This window comes from Haloarcula sp. CBA1129 (assembly GCF_008729015.1).
In the GTDB taxonomy this organism is placed as follows: Archaea; Halobacteriota; Halobacteria; order Halobacteriales; family Haloarculaceae; genus Haloarcula.
In genome coordinates, this window is the sequence record NZ_RKSM01000001.1 from 827,158 (window position 1) to 842,653 (window position 15,496).

At 55.8% G+C, this 15,496-nt stretch carries 15 protein-coding genes; 9 read left to right on the top strand and 6 right to left on the bottom strand.

The window, feature by feature from the left end:
- Window positions 1-526 precede the first annotated feature (526 nt).
- The 4 genes from Har1129_RS04110 (at window position 527) to Har1129_RS04120 (ending at window position 3,634) form a co-directional block, all read left to right on the top strand.
- Window positions 527-922, top strand: a complete 396-nt coding sequence (locus Har1129_RS04110) for a response regulator (RefSeq protein ID WP_151099534.1) — start codon at window positions 527-529, stop codon at window positions 920-922.
- 357 nt (window positions 923-1,279) lie between these two features.
- Window positions 1,280-2,272, top strand: a complete 993-nt coding sequence (locus Har1129_RS04115; RefSeq protein ID WP_151099535.1) for a hypothetical protein — start codon at window positions 1,280-1,282, stop codon at window positions 2,270-2,272.
- Window positions 2,273-2,857: 585 nt separating this feature from the next.
- Entirely contained in the window at window positions 2,858-2,995 is a 138-nt protein-coding gene (locus Har1129_RS20400; RefSeq protein ID WP_191906252.1) for a hypothetical protein, read from the top strand.
- 147 nt (window positions 2,996-3,142) lie between these two features.
- Window positions 3,143-3,634: a hypothetical protein gene (locus Har1129_RS04120; RefSeq protein ID WP_151099537.1), complete on the top strand. Its 492-nt coding sequence runs from the start codon at window positions 3,143-3,145 to the stop codon at window positions 3,632-3,634.
- Between the two features lie 248 nt (window positions 3,635-3,882).
- On the opposite strand, the gene Har1129_RS04125 is transcribed toward Har1129_RS04120, so the two are convergent.
- The gene (locus tag Har1129_RS04125) at window positions 3,883-4,638 is read right to left on the bottom strand and encodes a hypothetical protein (RefSeq protein ID WP_225307733.1); all 756 of its coding nucleotides are present in this window, start codon (window positions 4,636-4,638) and stop codon (window positions 3,883-3,885) included.
- 2,706 nt (window positions 4,639-7,344) lie between these two features.
- Here Har1129_RS04125 and Har1129_RS04130 point away from each other — a divergent pair.
- From Har1129_RS04130 to Har1129_RS04140, 4 genes are all read left to right on the top strand, one after another.
- Entirely contained in the window at window positions 7,345-8,496 is a 1,152-nt protein-coding gene (locus Har1129_RS04130) for an SOSS complex subunit B family protein (RefSeq protein WP_151099539.1), read from the top strand.
- 198 nt (window positions 8,497-8,694) lie between these two features.
- Entirely contained in the window at window positions 8,695-8,949 is a 255-nt protein-coding gene (locus Har1129_RS04135) for a hypothetical protein (protein WP_151099540.1), read from the top strand.
- 152 nt (window positions 8,950-9,101) lie between these two features.
- Window positions 9,102-9,251, top strand: coding sequence for a hypothetical protein (locus Har1129_RS20405; protein WP_191906251.1), 150 nt, complete (start codon window positions 9,102-9,104; stop codon window positions 9,249-9,251).
- 100 nt (window positions 9,252-9,351) lie between these two features.
- Window positions 9,352-10,179 (top strand): IS5 family transposase, encoded by an 828-nt coding sequence (locus tag Har1129_RS04140; protein WP_151099542.1) that lies wholly within the window; start codon window positions 9,352-9,354, stop codon window positions 10,177-10,179.
- Window positions 10,180-10,181: 2 nt separating this feature from the next.
- Here Har1129_RS04140 and Har1129_RS04145 read toward each other — a convergent pair whose 3' ends face one another.
- Window positions 10,182-10,571 (bottom strand): hypothetical protein, encoded by a 390-nt coding sequence (locus Har1129_RS04145; protein ID WP_151102079.1) that lies wholly within the window; start codon window positions 10,569-10,571, stop codon window positions 10,182-10,184.
- A 117-nt stretch (window positions 10,572-10,688) separates the two neighbouring features.
- Here Har1129_RS04145 and Har1129_RS04150 point away from each other — a divergent pair, with 117 nt between their 5' ends.
- Complete coding sequence (locus tag Har1129_RS04150) at window positions 10,689-10,913, top strand: hypothetical protein (RefSeq protein WP_151121201.1); 225 nt, start codon at window positions 10,689-10,691, stop codon at window positions 10,911-10,913.
- Between the two features lie 770 nt (window positions 10,914-11,683).
- Here the strand turns inward: Har1129_RS04150 and Har1129_RS04155 are convergent.
- The 4 genes from Har1129_RS04155 to Har1129_RS04170 are packed head-to-tail and all read right to left on the bottom strand — an operon-like array spanning window position 11,684 to window position 15,493.
- Window positions 11,684-13,897 (bottom strand): type IV secretory system conjugative DNA transfer family protein, encoded by a 2,214-nt coding sequence (locus Har1129_RS04155; protein WP_151099545.1) that lies wholly within the window; start codon window positions 13,895-13,897, stop codon window positions 11,684-11,686.
- The gene (locus Har1129_RS04160) at window positions 13,894-14,649 is read right to left on the bottom strand and encodes a relaxase/mobilization nuclease domain-containing protein (RefSeq protein WP_151099546.1); all 756 of its coding nucleotides are present in this window, start codon (window positions 14,647-14,649) and stop codon (window positions 13,894-13,896) included. The genes Har1129_RS04155 and Har1129_RS04160 overlap by 4 nt, the downstream gene beginning before the upstream one ends.
- A complete protein-coding gene (locus Har1129_RS04165) occupies window positions 14,646-15,119 on the bottom strand; it encodes a hypothetical protein (RefSeq protein WP_151099547.1) in 474 nt (157 codons plus the stop codon). The genes Har1129_RS04160 and Har1129_RS04165 overlap by 4 nt, the downstream gene beginning before the upstream one ends.
- Complete coding sequence (locus Har1129_RS04170) at window positions 15,116-15,493, bottom strand: hypothetical protein (protein ID WP_151099548.1); 378 nt, start codon at window positions 15,491-15,493, stop codon at window positions 15,116-15,118. Before Har1129_RS04170 ends, Har1129_RS04165 begins: the two co-directional genes overlap by 4 nt.
- Between the last annotated feature and the right edge of the window lie 3 nt (window positions 15,494-15,496).

The window sequence follows — 15,496 nt, forward strand, 5'->3', positions numbered from 1 at the left end:
CCTCTCGATGGCAGCCGTGATGAATACGGTAATTCTATGCATACGGTCAGCACAGAGAGCCGACCAACTACTCAGAGACCATCAGCATCTCTCAACAAGCGAAATAACAGAGCGAGAGTCAGTGTCATCGTCACGAGGACTGTAACCGCAACAATGAGTGTCCCTATTCCAATCATGTGTGATCTCGGGGAGCCTTGCAAAAGAAATCCCCGGTATGAGGCCCGCTGTCCGGTCAGATCCAATTAGTCAGTACGCACTTAGATTGACCAGCCGTCCCACGCGATATCGGTTGTTGTGAGTACGGATTCTTTATTCGCCGAGTGGTTGAAACAGCGGGTCGGTTGGGCTGCACACTAAGGAGCCGATTCGTCATCAGTAGCTCTGAAACGGACTACCTTACCAACTTTCTCTGATACCTGCTGGCTGTGATATTTGTGGGACGCGGATTTGGGCGCAAAACCATCCAGTTATCAAATATAATAACTGCGACCATATTGTTTTCGCAAATATCATAAAATAGCTAAATATGTCGAGTAGTGTTCAAGAGGCAATCCAAGTCCTCCATGTCGATGACGAACCGGACTTTCAGGACCTCACTGAGAGGTTTCTTGAACGCGAAGACGAACAATTCAGCGTCGTTGTAGCTACTGATGCAACCGAAGGTCTAGAAATAATAGATGCCGACAAGCCGGACTGTGTTATTTCAGACTTCGATATGCCCAGAGTAGATGGACTTGAATTTCTACGGATGATTCGGGCACAGTACCCGAAACTTCCGGTTATTTTCTTCACTTCGCAGGACCGTGAGACGATCATTGGTAGTGCTATCGCTGTCGGCCCTACGGACTACGTCGAAAAGGAGGCGACCGCTGAACAGTACGAACTTCTAGCCGAACAGATCCGCAGTGCCATACAGAGATAACGTAAGTAACTGAATTCCGCGGCTCGGCTATCTGGCTGTTCAGATAGCGGTGACCCAGCCACTCACCAATATTGTGTCCCCCACAGTTGAACGGAGAGGTATGAAGTGTGAATGCTGTGGGAGTGATGCGGAGGTTCACCGTCATGATGTAGATGAATTCACTGGCTATCTTTGCGATGAGTGCAGGCAGGAATGGACGAGGTTCAAGACGAGTGATGCTGTTTGTCAGCGTGAGACACAGAGATGTTATCCGACCGCTACGCGTCGCTGAAAGGACGGCTCTGAACCAGCTCGCAGAACCCACGCTCCGCCGTGATTGCAACCATCGTTTTCATCGGTCGCCACATACCGCTCCCCATGACCTTCGGTCCGACCTGGAACAACCTACTCGATAACATTGACGCACTCCCATCGGATGCAACCCTCGTTACCCCGCTGTCACGCAAAGCCTTCGGCATCGAGGATGTGCAGGAACACCGCGTGCTGATCCAGTACCGAGACGACGACGAGACGATCCCACTCCAGCAAGCCCAATTTGAGACGCTGTACGAGCGCGTAAGCGAGGCCCGTGGTGAATTCGACGTCGACCGCTTGCCGCCCGACGCCGAACCGTACGCAACTGTTCTGTCTCTCCATCCACGGTTTGAGATAGACGACCGGACGGGAACACTGACCGAAAGCGACCAGTCGACGGGATCGCCACTGGTGGAAGCACAAAGCGGTAGTGAGGAACTCGACGAGACCGAGCGCGAAGAGCCGGATATGGACGTGTATGCAGATGCGCTCTTGCTGATTGACGCACTCGAGCGCCACGACCTGACGGCGCTCGACGCTGTCGACACGCCCGCGCTCGTGAATATCTACACCCTGCTGTCGGACGTCCAGCGCAACGCCAACGACCTCCGGAAGGATGTTCGGAGCGTCTTGCTTGATCGACTCCATCACGACCAGCCGGTTTCTGGGCAGTTTGGCTCCGTCCAGCGGACCACGCGACGGAACCGGGCGCTCAAGGACGACGAACTAGTCTTGAACGCGTTTGAATCCGCCGGCATTGAGCGCGAACGGTTGACGACAGTCGATTCCAGCAAGGTCGACGAAGCGCTCGACGTGACCGAATTGTCCGAGTCCGACGTCTACGACATCGAACCGAGCGAGTACGTTCGTAAGGCCGACGTGGACGAACAGGAGAAAGAAACACGTCTACAGGGGCTGAAAGACCAACTTGAGGCGACCGAAGGCGAGGAAGCTGACGAACTTCGGGAGGAAATCGACGAACTCGAAGATCGGATCACTGAACTGACTGAATTTCGGTCCGGTCGGTCATTCCACGAATCTTCGGCCGGCGGATGACATCCTCCGGGCCGTTCACGGCGCGGTTTCCTCCGTGGGAGTCTCGGCTATGCCGATTCCCCGGAAGCAACAGTCCCGTCACGATGGACGGTACTCGGGTCTGTGCGCTGTTCTTTGGGACTGTAGGTATCCGGTGTGAAGTGATCCAGCGGTTCGCTGCCGAGCGAATCGTCAACAAGAATGTATGCGGATAACGGACTGGCGGATGCTTCTTTCTAAGTGTAGGAACAGTGCCGGTAGACCCGACACCGTTCGGGAATGGGGGTGGGGTGGGGGTGGATGGACACCGAAAGTAGACATAGACCGGTATCCATTTCTAGGATACTCGGTCCATCTGATTGAGCGTTCTGGCTAATTACTTAACGCTCGCCTGGGTCAGCAGGGCCATCTTTTCCAGTTCCGAAAATGAGTATTCGCGCTGGTCTGAATCTAATTGCTGTGTCTACAGCCAGAGATCCGCGAACGTGTCATCGGTGACCTCCTCTTCTCTATTCTCGCACCGTCAGCGCTGGGTCGAACTGAAGATAGCCGTTTGCTTGCACGGCAATTTTGTGCACCTCTAGCGGGTGAGAGGCGTTCCTGAACATGAGCACCGAACAGCAGTCCGGCGACGAACAGTCTGCAGACAGCGAAGCTGACGAGCAACCAGACATTCGTGCCCAGCATCGACAGGCACAGGCCAGTGGCGAGGTCTTCGAAGGCCGACCCCATGGTAACAGATAGATTCCCTTTGACAGTAATCCAAAGCCACAGCTGAGAGTGTGGAAAATGAACCCTGCAGTCCGTTTTGTGTGTGCCGGCGAGGGTGCCGGCGTTGGACTGATACGCACGCAGTAATCGGTGGAGCGTCGGCAGGACACAGTGAGTCCAATGCACAAGATCATCTACGCGATAGTCGAGGCATCGACAGAAGATGAGGCAGTGACGGCCGGGAAACAGGCGTTCGATCACCTGGTCGGCGTCCGACCACACTCTAGTGCTGTCTTCGACTACTACGTCACATTTGATGACGAGACCACATCTGTTGCTGGCAAAGCTCGGTGGGGAGACCGTCCGACCGCAGCTCCCATCGACTCGGCAGACGGCCAAGAACTACTTGATCGGGGCTGGGAGGCAACGAAGGCAGAATTCGAGCGCAATCTCAAGCGGGTGAAAGACGCTCTCAATGAGCACTCAGACGAGGAAATCATGCGCGACAAAGACCTTGCTCGGCATGCCTTCCGCCAAGTCGGGGCCTCCAGAGGTTCAGCAATTGCTCTATATACGGAACACGGGGACGGGATTTGCGATCGGACACAACTCGATCGGATTCTCGGCGAGAGTGATAGCCTCTGGATTGTCCCCGCTGACGTTCACCTATAGCAGTTGGAGTGAATACGGTCTTGTTATTCATGTGAATCAGGATGCCATAGAACGGTTGTCACGCCCATCCGGAAACGATCAGTACAGAGAAACGATGTATCGCACTGATAATCGTTCTCTTCAATTTCTGTCAAAAACAGCGTACAAGGCTTTGATGAGATGAGGTGGCTGCATTTGTTCATTCACGCGGTAACCGATGCATCAGCTATGAGGCTATTTTGAGGATTGATTGGAGAGTTATTCTTGTCTCACTCACTTTCGACTTTCAGTTTAGAGATCATGGTGTTAAAGTCATCATAGACTTTAGGTTTTATTCCATCTTCAAGGTTCTCAACTACTCTATCAATCAATTCGATGTTTACCCATTTGGATTCCAAGAGTAGCATACTACAATCTGAGAGTATAGCTTGAGTACATATCTCTAAATCCGCCATATCATTCGCGTCGGGGTTCTCATTAGGATCCATTTCCTGAAATCGCTGAAGGTAGACTTCCCCTTTCACATACTCCACTATATCCAATTCGTGCTGATGAAGGACTAATTTCTCTCCATCTTCTTTTTCCTCTAAGTGGTCATTGAAAGCTAATCCTTTGAGAGTCTCATATCCGTATTCTTGGGTTAAGTCTCGATATTCCTCAATACCGTTATAAAATTCGTCAACGGGCTCCCAATCCGAAGAACGAAAGAGGTACTGTAGCGTCTCAACCATCCCGAGATCTTGTGTTTGTTCCCTCGCAAAACTTCGGAAATCATCGTCTGGAATAAGAGAAAGTGGGTTCCCTGAAATGCGATATTTCTTTCCGTGGGTCGGTGTTGGCGGAAGACAGTAGTCCGCAATTCCGACGATGATTTTGGACATGATGTCTTGTTCCTTGGCTTTAGCTAAATCAATGAAATTCCCGTAACTGAAGTAGACTTTTACACTCTCATAGGAACACACCTCATAGAATTCCTTGAAAAGGTCTGGATTCTTTTTCAGAGCAATCCAGTAGTTGGTATCCATAATTATTCTATTCATCTTGATTAACACCCACGAGAGGAGGTGTATTAATTCCAGTCTTCAGGATTAACTGAATTGCTCAATCGGTGTAGGCAAATCGTTTTTCGGTAGGAGATTGTTGATATGGTCTCCGGGTTTGGATCCCAGTCAGTAGGTTGCCGTCAGAGCTGCTGAGTCGTACGTTCTCGATCTGCTCAACTCACTGCAGAATCGCAAGACGGCTCTCCATCAACAATGTACTACACATGAGCGCCGATTGTAAATCTGGGCCGACTCCTCGCTCATATAGGAGATTTACCAGTTATCATCGATACCAAGCGAACTTTTTTATATTCACCTGCGCTAATTATGGATGAGGACGCAGGTCACTCCCTTGCCTTTGTGGCGGGGACTGACCTGGTAAGCATGTGCGGTCACAGCGCACGTGTGCTGACGTCCGGCGGTTCCTTTCCGTTACAACTCATTCAGCAGGTACTCCCGTACAACCTCAGATTGTAACCGATTAGCGAGTGACTGGAGTGGCTGATTGCCCCATACATCATCTGTGGAGGGTCGGCGTCCTTCAATCCATGCAGCTGCACGGTCGTACCTTTGTTGTGACTGGCGACGGTCACGGGAGCGAAGGCTGTATAGCGTACAGGGAGGGTCGTCTGAGACATTCCAAGAATCATCAATTCTCTGGATATTATAACCGATTCCCTCAATACCAGCTTCGGGAAGTTGGCTTCTGAGGTATCCAGCAATGTAGTCAGCTGCCGTCAGTTCTGGATAAACCCGATCGCCGTCTTGGAGTTGTGTGAGGTAAACTGGAGTGACCCGGTCACCAAACCCGTTGAATTGCCGCGTTGCTGCTCTTCTAAAGCGTTCTTGGCGAGAACCGTACATCCGGTCACCACCATCATGGACCAGTGCTGCAGGCCCCTGGTAGTCAGGCATAGTCCCTGAGCCACCAGTTAGAGCTTTACTGGCGACGATGCACGCTGTAGCCGCTCGTTGATCGGCAGTATACATCCCCCATCCCGCAACGGCGTACCAAGTAATAGGGCCGGAATCAAGAGACGTAAGTAATTCTTCAACTCTTCCGGACAACTCCGTATTTGACAACCCTTCCGGCGTCGAACTTGATTTACTCTTCCACGGCTCGAGGCCGAGTTCAATAAGTAACTCAGCCAGGGATTCACCATATGATCGTGGACACTGCACCGCAGTCATGACGAATGGCCCATCGTGTTGATTCCCAGATTCATCAACACCAACGACATGACTGGCGTGTTGGACTGGTGGTTGTGTCTCAACAACCCCGTGTTCAAGCAACTCAATCTGCCGCAATCCCGACGACATCTATACTATTCAATCGTATTCACCCGCCGAATAAAAAGCCTCAGTTAATGGATGACTGGGTGGTTATTCAATGACTTCCCGTTCCCCTGTTCTCCACCAGGATCATGTCTATTTGACCGTTCGTGGAATGGCAGACGATACAGGCTCGGCGTGTCTAATACATCCAAGACCCATATTTTGACAACCATTTTAGAGGGGAGTCCTCGTGCACGTCGACGTCTCGTGCGGTTGAAGACGAGAGCGACACGACTACACTAGCGCTGGTAGTCGGGCCTTCTCAACGTGGGGCAGACGGTCGGGTGACATAGCACGGCTGACTGATGGTATTCGACGTGGGGCTGGCAGGCTAACTAAGAGGGCGAGAGGCAAGTGTGAGCCGGACGGGGGACTGACAGCCGGGCAGGAACAAGTGACTGGCTGGTGTGTCTCTGGCCGCCGTGCAGCCGCCGCTGGGCGGCACTCTCGTTGCTGGTCGAGCCGGTCCGTAAAGTGGTGAAAGGACGGACAAGAATGGATGTCAAATGCCTCATTACTTGTGACATCGGGATTGCGGTATCACTCAAACTGAGGGCGGAAACAGAAGTACAACTGATAGAGTTGGGGGACACTGTACTACAAAGACCGGAGCTTGCATTACCACTAGTTGAGAGATTCGTGGTACTACTGTTCGAACCAGTACTGGCTACCGTAGGTGTACAGAAGATTGTGGAACTGCTATGGCGACCGGAATCACGAGAACGGTAACGGTATCGGCCCAGCACACCTTGAAAGCCCCACGCCGCTGGCGGTCGCTCAGCGACATATCCTCACTACGTTCGGATAGGGGCCGCTGACCCGACTACAGCAAGCGCCAGCGGCGTGCCCCTTTCAGTCCCACCCGACTGCTACAACACAGTACAGCACAGTCGACGTGCACCTTGCTCGCGCACGGTTTGTCTGGGGAACCCGTGCGGCCGGCGCTCCCTCGCCGGAACGAGGACGGTCGCTGCGCTCCCTGTGTTCCGGGCTGCTCACTCCGTTGCGCTGCCGGGCTTTCACCCATCCGGCACTCGCTTGGCCGCGCGGGATGCTGGCTCACCGCAACCGCACAAGATTTGACCGCCTGCCGGGATGTCCACAAGCCACCGTCCATTTATATACTGATTTCCCTCGAAACTCGAAACACAAAACGCCGCTCAGACACTGCCAAGACATCCGAATACTGCACTTGAAACAATCAGAATTGTCCGGTGCTTTTAAGTATTATCCACCCATGCAACCAAGTACGGAAAGACACGACGAACGCGGCGCTGGCAGAGCAGTTTCACGCCGCAGAAATCGGGTGTTAGAGCACCCGACAAGTGTCTTTCCGTAGGCACCAGAAAGACAATGTACGCTAGCAATTCCAGCAGTAAGAATGCATCGGCCAGCAACCAGCAGGTTCCCCTCTCGACCCACGTCGAGGGCGGTCCCGAGCAACTTCTAGAAGCCGTCGCAGAGACCGAGAACGGCGACGAACTCGACTTCAGGATGAACAAGGGGAGCGATAGCCGTGGCAACTACTACGCCCGCCAAGACGACTATCACAGCTACGACTGGACCCGTTCGACCGAGGTCGGCCCGAACCGGCGGTTTGGTGAAACGTTGGAACAGCAGGAGGAACGCCACGGGCGCGAAGCCGAGCAAGCCCGACACTCCGAGGTCGCACGCGCCCACGTCGACGGTGCCGACCGTGAAGCCTCGGCTCGCCAGCTCACCGACGCCGAAACCGAACGCGCCGACGGGTTCCGGTCCCCGGCTGACCCCCGGCAGTGGATGGACCGCGACACGCTGGCGCGCATCAACCAGCAAGCCGCGACGCTTGCAGACAAGACCAGTCTGTCCCGAGCGGCCGCAAGCCGGCGACTCGCCGCCCTTGTCTCCGGGCAGATGGGCGACTGTGATACCCTGTATGACGCTTCCTTTACCGTGTTCAGGGACGCCCGCGACGAACTACAGGAACCGACGCCTCTCGCGGATCTGTCGCCCTACGGCTACGAGTGTACCGTCGAAGGCGAAGTTACGCACATCATCGACGAGCCAGACGCCCGCAATCAGTACCAAGTCCTCTACATCGAAGACGACGAGGGCACGAGCGCGAAGGTCACGGTCTGGGGCAAGTCGATGCACGGCGGCGAGATGGTCCGCACGCTCCACGAAGGCGACCGGGTGCGAATCTCCGGGGGCAAGCCAGACGAGTACGACGGCATCAAGACCGTGGCGGTCACGAGCGACACGCTGATGTGCATCATCGAGCGTGGCGACGGTCCCGCGCCGACCGGACACGGAAGCAGTATGTTCGGTTCGTCCGGTGAGAGTCAGACGGTGGCCTCGTGGGAGGCTGAATCTGACACCCATGCATGGGCCAACGAGCGGGACGGTGACCACGCGGTCGCCGTGACGCTGGGCAAGGCCCGCTGTCCTGAGTCCGGGTGTTCGGACCTGTTCGATACCGAGCATGGAGCCGCCACCCATCGCGGGATAGTCCACGGCGACGACTGACGCCCGACGGCTAGGGCGTCCCCCACCGGGCGGGGGCCTGTCGGTCGGTGCGACGGTGCTCGCGCACGCGGCTCGCCGGCGGCCACCGGCAAGCCGGGCCGCCGCCGAGCAACCGCGCGCACGGACTGGAGCGCCACCGCATCAGCGCGTCAGGGTGGGTCAGTCTGGTGGCGGCTGTGAGAGGGCTGGAGTCCTGGTGTGTGCGTGGACGTGGGCCAGCCGGCCGGGGAGAAACTGAGGCTGGGTGGCTGGTGGGTCGCGACAGCGCGCGACGCCACCGACAGACTCGCGATGCTCGTCTGTCCTGTCCTCGTTCGCTTCCGCTCACTCGGACGACGGGGCGCTGCGCTCGGCGCTATCGCGCGCCTCACGCCGGTCCAATCGTGCCTGCAGTGGCGGGCGCGATCCCGGCCTGCCGCCGGGAGGTGGACGGACCCGCTCGTCGGTGAATAAGAGCATCTTCGTCCTAACCAACAATACAGGGTTTTGAGGGAGCTGTTGGTTAGCTGTTTTCTGGGCCCGGAATCCCGGATGGACACACCACGATTTTGTGTGGCCGCAGGCAGGTGGCGGCCAGACAGGGCCGCCGGGAGGTGAGATATCAGATGGGAGAAATTCGATGTCCACGCTGTGAGGACGTATTTATTGCCGAGTTCGATGAGGTCCGGATTCGGTCGGGATCGTTCCACGACTCTGACCGCAACGAGTCGTTTGACCAGCTTTGCGAGGACTGCTATCGCGAGGTCGTGAAGTGACGTCGGTCAAACTACTCTCTCTGGCTCTGGTGAATCGCTGGACAGCGTCGGCTTCGACCGTTAGAACTAGTGGACTGAAGCGGGAAACCGCCGATGGTTCATGTCGAAGATCTCCCGCTTCACGAGCAGAGTGGTTCAGTTAGCTAAAAATGCTGTTGGTGAGCGAGGCGAAGTCGCCGCCCCCGAAGGGGGTGGCGGCTTCGCCGAGTATGCGGTGGTGTCGCTGCACTGTCTGCGGGTTTACCTGGAAAAATCCTACCGAGAAGCACTTGATTTGCTGAGTGAGATGCCACAAATACTCGGGGAGATCGGCCTCAACGCGGCCGATCTCCCCGATCACTCCACGTTAGTCAAGTGGTTTGACAGAATTAAGACAGCGCTTTGGCGAGTGCTGCTGCGCCTGTCGGCGCAGGAGCACAAGCCATCCGGTCACGCTGCCATTGACGCAACGTTCTTTGACCGCGAAAACGCTAGCAAGCACTACTGCCGTCGGACGAATTACCGGGTTCAGACGCTCAAAGCGACAGCTCTCATCGACACAGAAAGCCAAGCCATTCTGGACGTTCACTGTACGACCAAGAAACGCCACGATACACAGCTCGGCTGGCAGGTCGCCCGTCGCAACGCGGGCGACCTCGCCAGCCTCGCTGCGGACAAAGGCTACGATTGGATGTATTTACGCGAGAAACTCCGCGAAAAGGACGTGAGACCGCTGATCAAACATCGTGAGTTCCGGCCCATCGATCACGCGCATAACGCGCGGATCGATGGGCCTCGATACCGCCAACGAGCGATGTGTGAAACCGTCTTCTCGACGATCAAGCGCACGCTCGGCGACGCCGTGCGTGCGCGAACTTGGTACGGTGAATTTCGTGAACTCGTCCTGATGTGTGCAGTTCATAACATCAAGCAGGCAATGAAACAGTGAAATCAAGCTATGTCTGGCGATTCACCACGGCCCTCTCTCTTTTTTTCGACTGGATCTGGGATACGGCCAAACTCAGTTTCTAGCAAGACTTCCAACTCATCAGTTTCTGTGTCTCTCTCAGCGAAAAAGCCTTCAACCACTTCACGGTCACTGTGGTACTGGATGATCGCCTCGTATCCGTATCGGTTGTTTGCTCCGGCAGGATACCAGTGCTTGACGCGGACTTTGAACTCCTGATCTTCCCACGTCCACAGGCGGACTTTGATCGGGTGCTTGAGTTCTCGGCGGGCGATATCGATCACTTCGTCGACGACCGGCCCAATCGCTTCAATGCTCGGGATCTGGCGCTGGCTGGATGGCTGTTGCTCTGGGGATAGGTGTTGCTGTGACATGAGAACGGTGCGATGCACACTTGGCCGGCATCGCTCAAAAAGCTCCGGGTTAGGGTGGGAGCCGACTGGCAGCCAGCGAGGAACAGTCCCGACAGGGGGACCGGGTGGATCGCAAGCGTGGGTCTGCCGGCCGGGCTGAAACAAATGGAAGCGCGGTGTGTCGTGACAGCGCGCGACGCCACTGACAGACTCGCGATGCTCGTCTGTCCTGTCCTCGTTCGCTTCCGCTCACTCGGACGACGGGGCGCTGCGCTCGGCGCTATCGCGCGCCTCACGCCGGTCCAATCGTGCCTGCAGTGGCGGGCGCGATCCCCGCCGGAGATCGGACAGTTCCCCGGCTGAATGGCTCACTAAATTGCGAGTATATTACTGTACGAAAGGAACGTCTATCAGAAGTGTTGCGATTCGAATATAAAGCTCCGGATACAGTGGTGTGTCCGCCAGTTGTTGATCGACGAGTTGAGTTCGGTGCGGCGTCGGCATGGGTCTGCCCCGAGCGTGGGTCTGCCAGCGCTGGCTCAGTTCGGGTGCGGTCATGATCGGTGTGGCCTCGACGTCGACGGGCCGGCGACGTGCGTGGCATAGTGGACTCGCATGATACTCGGTGGGGCTGCCCGACCGTGTGCAGGTCACGATTGGACTTCGGGGAACAAGCTGGGACCTATTTATATTCCAATACATCCTGCTGGGACTGAGTGGGCGGGCTTCTCGCGATCCGAAGTCCGTCGTTCGTCACTGGTCCTTATGTTCTATTCTCTATGTATCGCTGTTTCCAGCGCCCGCCTCGCGACTGAATCACCAAAGGACAAGATAAAGAGTGTCTTACATCGGCGGTTTTCGATGAATAATTCGATTGCCGTCTTGCGATTTGGACTTTATTCAGTCAACAGTGGTAATTCACCAGTAGTGATTCAAACAGGGCGAAAACCGCTGCCGTCTTGCGATTTCAGTGATATAAAGATAGGAATAAAGATAAGTATTGGAATTTGATAGAAGAGGAGGTAGAAATTCTTGCTGTCCACTCTTACCGGCGGGGTAGAGAGGATCACGGTCGCGGAACGATACAAAAGTATTAGATACGCTATATACAGAAACAGGTTCACAACGAGGGATTACATAAACTCAGATACGTCGCGTCCCTCTTCTCTTGACTCAGTTTCGTCCCGCTCTTCAGTCTCGGTTGAGTCTCCCTCTGCATCTGATTCAGTGAGTGATTCTCCGCCTTCCTGCTCGGCAGACTCCGTCCCACCTAAGCTGGGATCTGGGTCCGGCTCAGAGAAGAGTCCCCCAGTGTTGTCGTCGGACTGCTGATCGTGACTGCCACCGTCGAACTCATCTTCACTATCTGATAGGTCCGGGTGGTCCGTGTCCGGTGACGTAACGGCAGTGTTTGCTGTTGTCTGGTCGAGTAGATCACTGGAATCGTCGTCGTCCAACCCATCCGTCGCGTCGACGGTTGGCTCAACTTCGGGGCCACGATCCGGGCCACTATCTCTGGACTCGTCGTCGGTCTCACCAGCCGACTCATAAAGCACTTCATGGAGTCGAGCACGAGTGAACGAGAACCAACTGTCACTCTCGATGTCGGTGTCATCTTCTGTGGGCTCTGGCTCCGAACTGCCCGGCGACTCCGCACCCTGTGCCGGAAGGCTGTCGCGGACGTCGGCCAGTTCGTATGACTGCCCGTGAACCCACGTCGTTCGCGAGACTGCAACGCACTCACCGGGCTGGAAGTCTCGAAGCAGCCCAGACGTGACCGGTGTTTTGTCCTTTTCCTTGTACGTGTCCCGAGCCTGTGTTCGTGGGTTCTCGCCGCGTCCCTGGTGGCTCATCGACACCATCTCAGAGCGGTCGTACTGCCGACTCTCGCCGAGTTCGTCGAGGATGAAGTCCGTCGACTCAGTGTCACCCGGCCCGAAGTACACGCCTTGCGGGCAGTTGCCGACAATCCCAGAGATCGTACTGTACGTGTCTTTGAGTTGGCCTATTGTCTGGACGCCGACCAGTGCCCGTGCTTTGTGTTTCCGGCCTCGTGCCGTGAGGTTCGTAACTTGGGTCAGTGCCGGCAGCGCGTCGATCTCGTCGAGGATGTGGACCGTTGGGTTCTCGGCGTTCATCGCATACCGGATCGACCAGTCTACGAGCAACTGGTACATCGGCCCGAGCGTTTCCAGCTCCGTTGGGTTCGAGTCGATGATGAGGACCCGGCCTTCCGGGCTCTCGATGTACTCTTGCAGGGAGAACTCCCCGTAGTTCCCGAAGTCGCCGGTGAAGACGGGATCGACGTTCTCCTTGATCGTCTGGTAGACGTTCTGTGCGCCTTTCCCCTTGTCAGGGTCAATGTGGCCCGAGTCCAGTCGGTCGAACTCGTCCAGTGCCTTCTTGAGCGCGATATGGCCCTCGTTGAGCAGCGAGACGATATCGGCGTGACAGAGCGCATGACGGCGATTGTTCTTTTGTGCGCTCAGGTGGAGGTACATCAGCATCTCCGCGAAGGTCTGTTTGGCGGGCCGATGGAATGGGTCATGACCGTCGGCTTCGCCGAAGATCGCGCCGGCGACCTCGCGGAAGTCCGACTCTGAGTCAGCGTCTTTGAAGAGGTTCCAGACTACGTCGCTATCTTCGTGGCGGATACGCTGAACCTCAAAGCCCAGTTCCTCGTAGAACGCTTGGAAGTCTTCGCCAGTGTCGTGAGCGATGACCGCGGTATCGCTGTAATAGGGGAATTGGTAGGCCAGTAGTTTCATCATCGACGTCTTCCCGCTTCCAGTCTCGCCCACGACGGCGGTGGAGACATCTTGATCGAGCGTGAACGGGAGCTCTGCGTCGTCGTGTTCGTGGCCGACCTCTTCTAGCGGAACGACGGACTCGCCGTCGTCGTGGTCCCACTGGTTCATCGCGAGCATTTCGGGCGAGGTCCGGCGGAGCAGTTCCCCGGAGAACACGATACCGATGGAGATCGCATACAGGATTGCAGTGGTCGAGTACGAGAGCATCGGTAGCGACAACCCGGGCATCGTGAAGTCAGCGAACAGTGTCCCGACTGAAATAGCAGCCAAGACGTGAGCAAACGGGAATAGCAGTGCCACACTCGGCGTCCCGAGGAGCACGTCGTGGAAGAACGCCGCGCTGATAACTCCAAAGCCGAGGTAGATGTAGCGCCACGCCCAGAACCGCTTTGGCAGGACCTTGTCGCTGTCGACGATCATCGGTGGGAACAGCAGCATGAACCCAGCCCAGACGAACCCGACGACGTTGTCGTACTTGAGGCTATTCGGGACTTCGCCGGAGCGTTGTCCTGGTGGTGCAGAAGAACTAGAACTCACTGCCACCACCCAACTTCGCGTTCGGGTTCCTGCTCGCGTTCAAGGTCAACTTCGGGTTCGCGCTCAGTTGCGGCCTGTTCTTCAGCCCTCTCCGCAGCGCCCTCTGAGAGTGACTCTGGTTTGCTCTCAGCGCGCTCTTTCTCAGCCGTGGGCTGTCCGACCTCTTTCTGCTGGCTCTTCTCACTCGCCCGCTTGAGCGCTTTTTCCGCGTCGGGGTTCAGCGACAACTCTGCCTCGTGGTACTGCTCCCGTGCTTCTTGATCGACGACCCGACCGGGATTCTCTGGAGCATCGCGAGCAGCAGTCGTTGGGTCCCTCGTCCGGGAGGGCTCTTCATACACGGTCGCTGCTTGTTCGCGCAACTCTCGGATATTTTCCCGATCCATCTCCAACTCTGCGCGCTCGCCAGTCGCCGCGATGTGTGCGTGTGGGAACTCTGTGTCCCGGTGAACTCCATACACGTAGTCAGTCGTCGGCTGCTGGGCAAACTCACTGCGCATGAATTCCCGAGTGTTGGCATTCACCTCTTCTGGTGAGTATTGTCCCGTGGGATCTGGCGAGACGATCATGTGTCGCTGGAATCCGAACTCTCGGCTCTTGTCGACGAATTGGTCTACTTCTGGGTTGGACAGTTCTCGTCCTGCTGGGTTTCGGAGGTCAACTGTCGCGCCGGCGTCCTGTTCGCGATCACGGCGAATATAATCGACGAGGTTCCCTGCACCACTCTCCTGATAATCTGTTTTCAGCATCATGCGCTCTCACCTGCCGGCTCAGTGGCGGCCGAGGCATCTGACTCAGCGTTGTTTTCTTCATCTGGTGTTTGCGACTCCGTGTCCGGATCTTGTCCGACGTGTTCGCCGGCAAATTTCAGCGCAAGCCGCCGCTGTTCAGCTGAGTAGTCATCTTGGAGCAGTTTCCAAATCGCGATGATGTATGCTGTCCGGACTTTTTGCACGGTCTTCACTTCCTCCATTGATCCAGACTCAAATTCTGCTAACAGTTCCGTCACCTCGCGCTTTGCCTCCTCCAGCAGGACTTCGATTTTTGTGTTAGTACTGTACCGCTGATACTGATTCTCTCCAGTCTCCCATTCAACGTAGTCCTCGATAACCTCGTGTCCGTATTCGGAGGTGGATGTCCCCGCGGCGTCAGCCAACTGGTCAAACAATTCTTTGTTCTCCTCGCTCGTATAAATCTGGAGCAGAGTATCTCTCTCAGTCATTCCTGACCCTCCTTGTTTCGGATTCTTTCAACCTCTTCCTCGAGTTTCCCTGTCGCTTCCTCCATCGCAGTAGCGCGCCTCTCTGCCGGGAACTCAGAGGAAATCAAATCCCACAGAGCGACCGAGTAGAACAGTTCCTGATCCGTATCAACGTTTGTTGCTTCCTCAACGTCCTCTACGACGGCATCAGCGATGTACTCCAGTTCCGATCCAAGATTTAATTCCCCCGCACGCTGTTCCTGTAGTTCCCTCGAAATACGCCGTTCCGTGGCTTTCAGAATGTACTCTGAAACCCCTTCACCCGCTTTGTTAGCCTGCTTCACGATCTCTTTTCGCTGCTCTGCACTCAGCCGAAGTGTGACTTTTTCACTCATGTG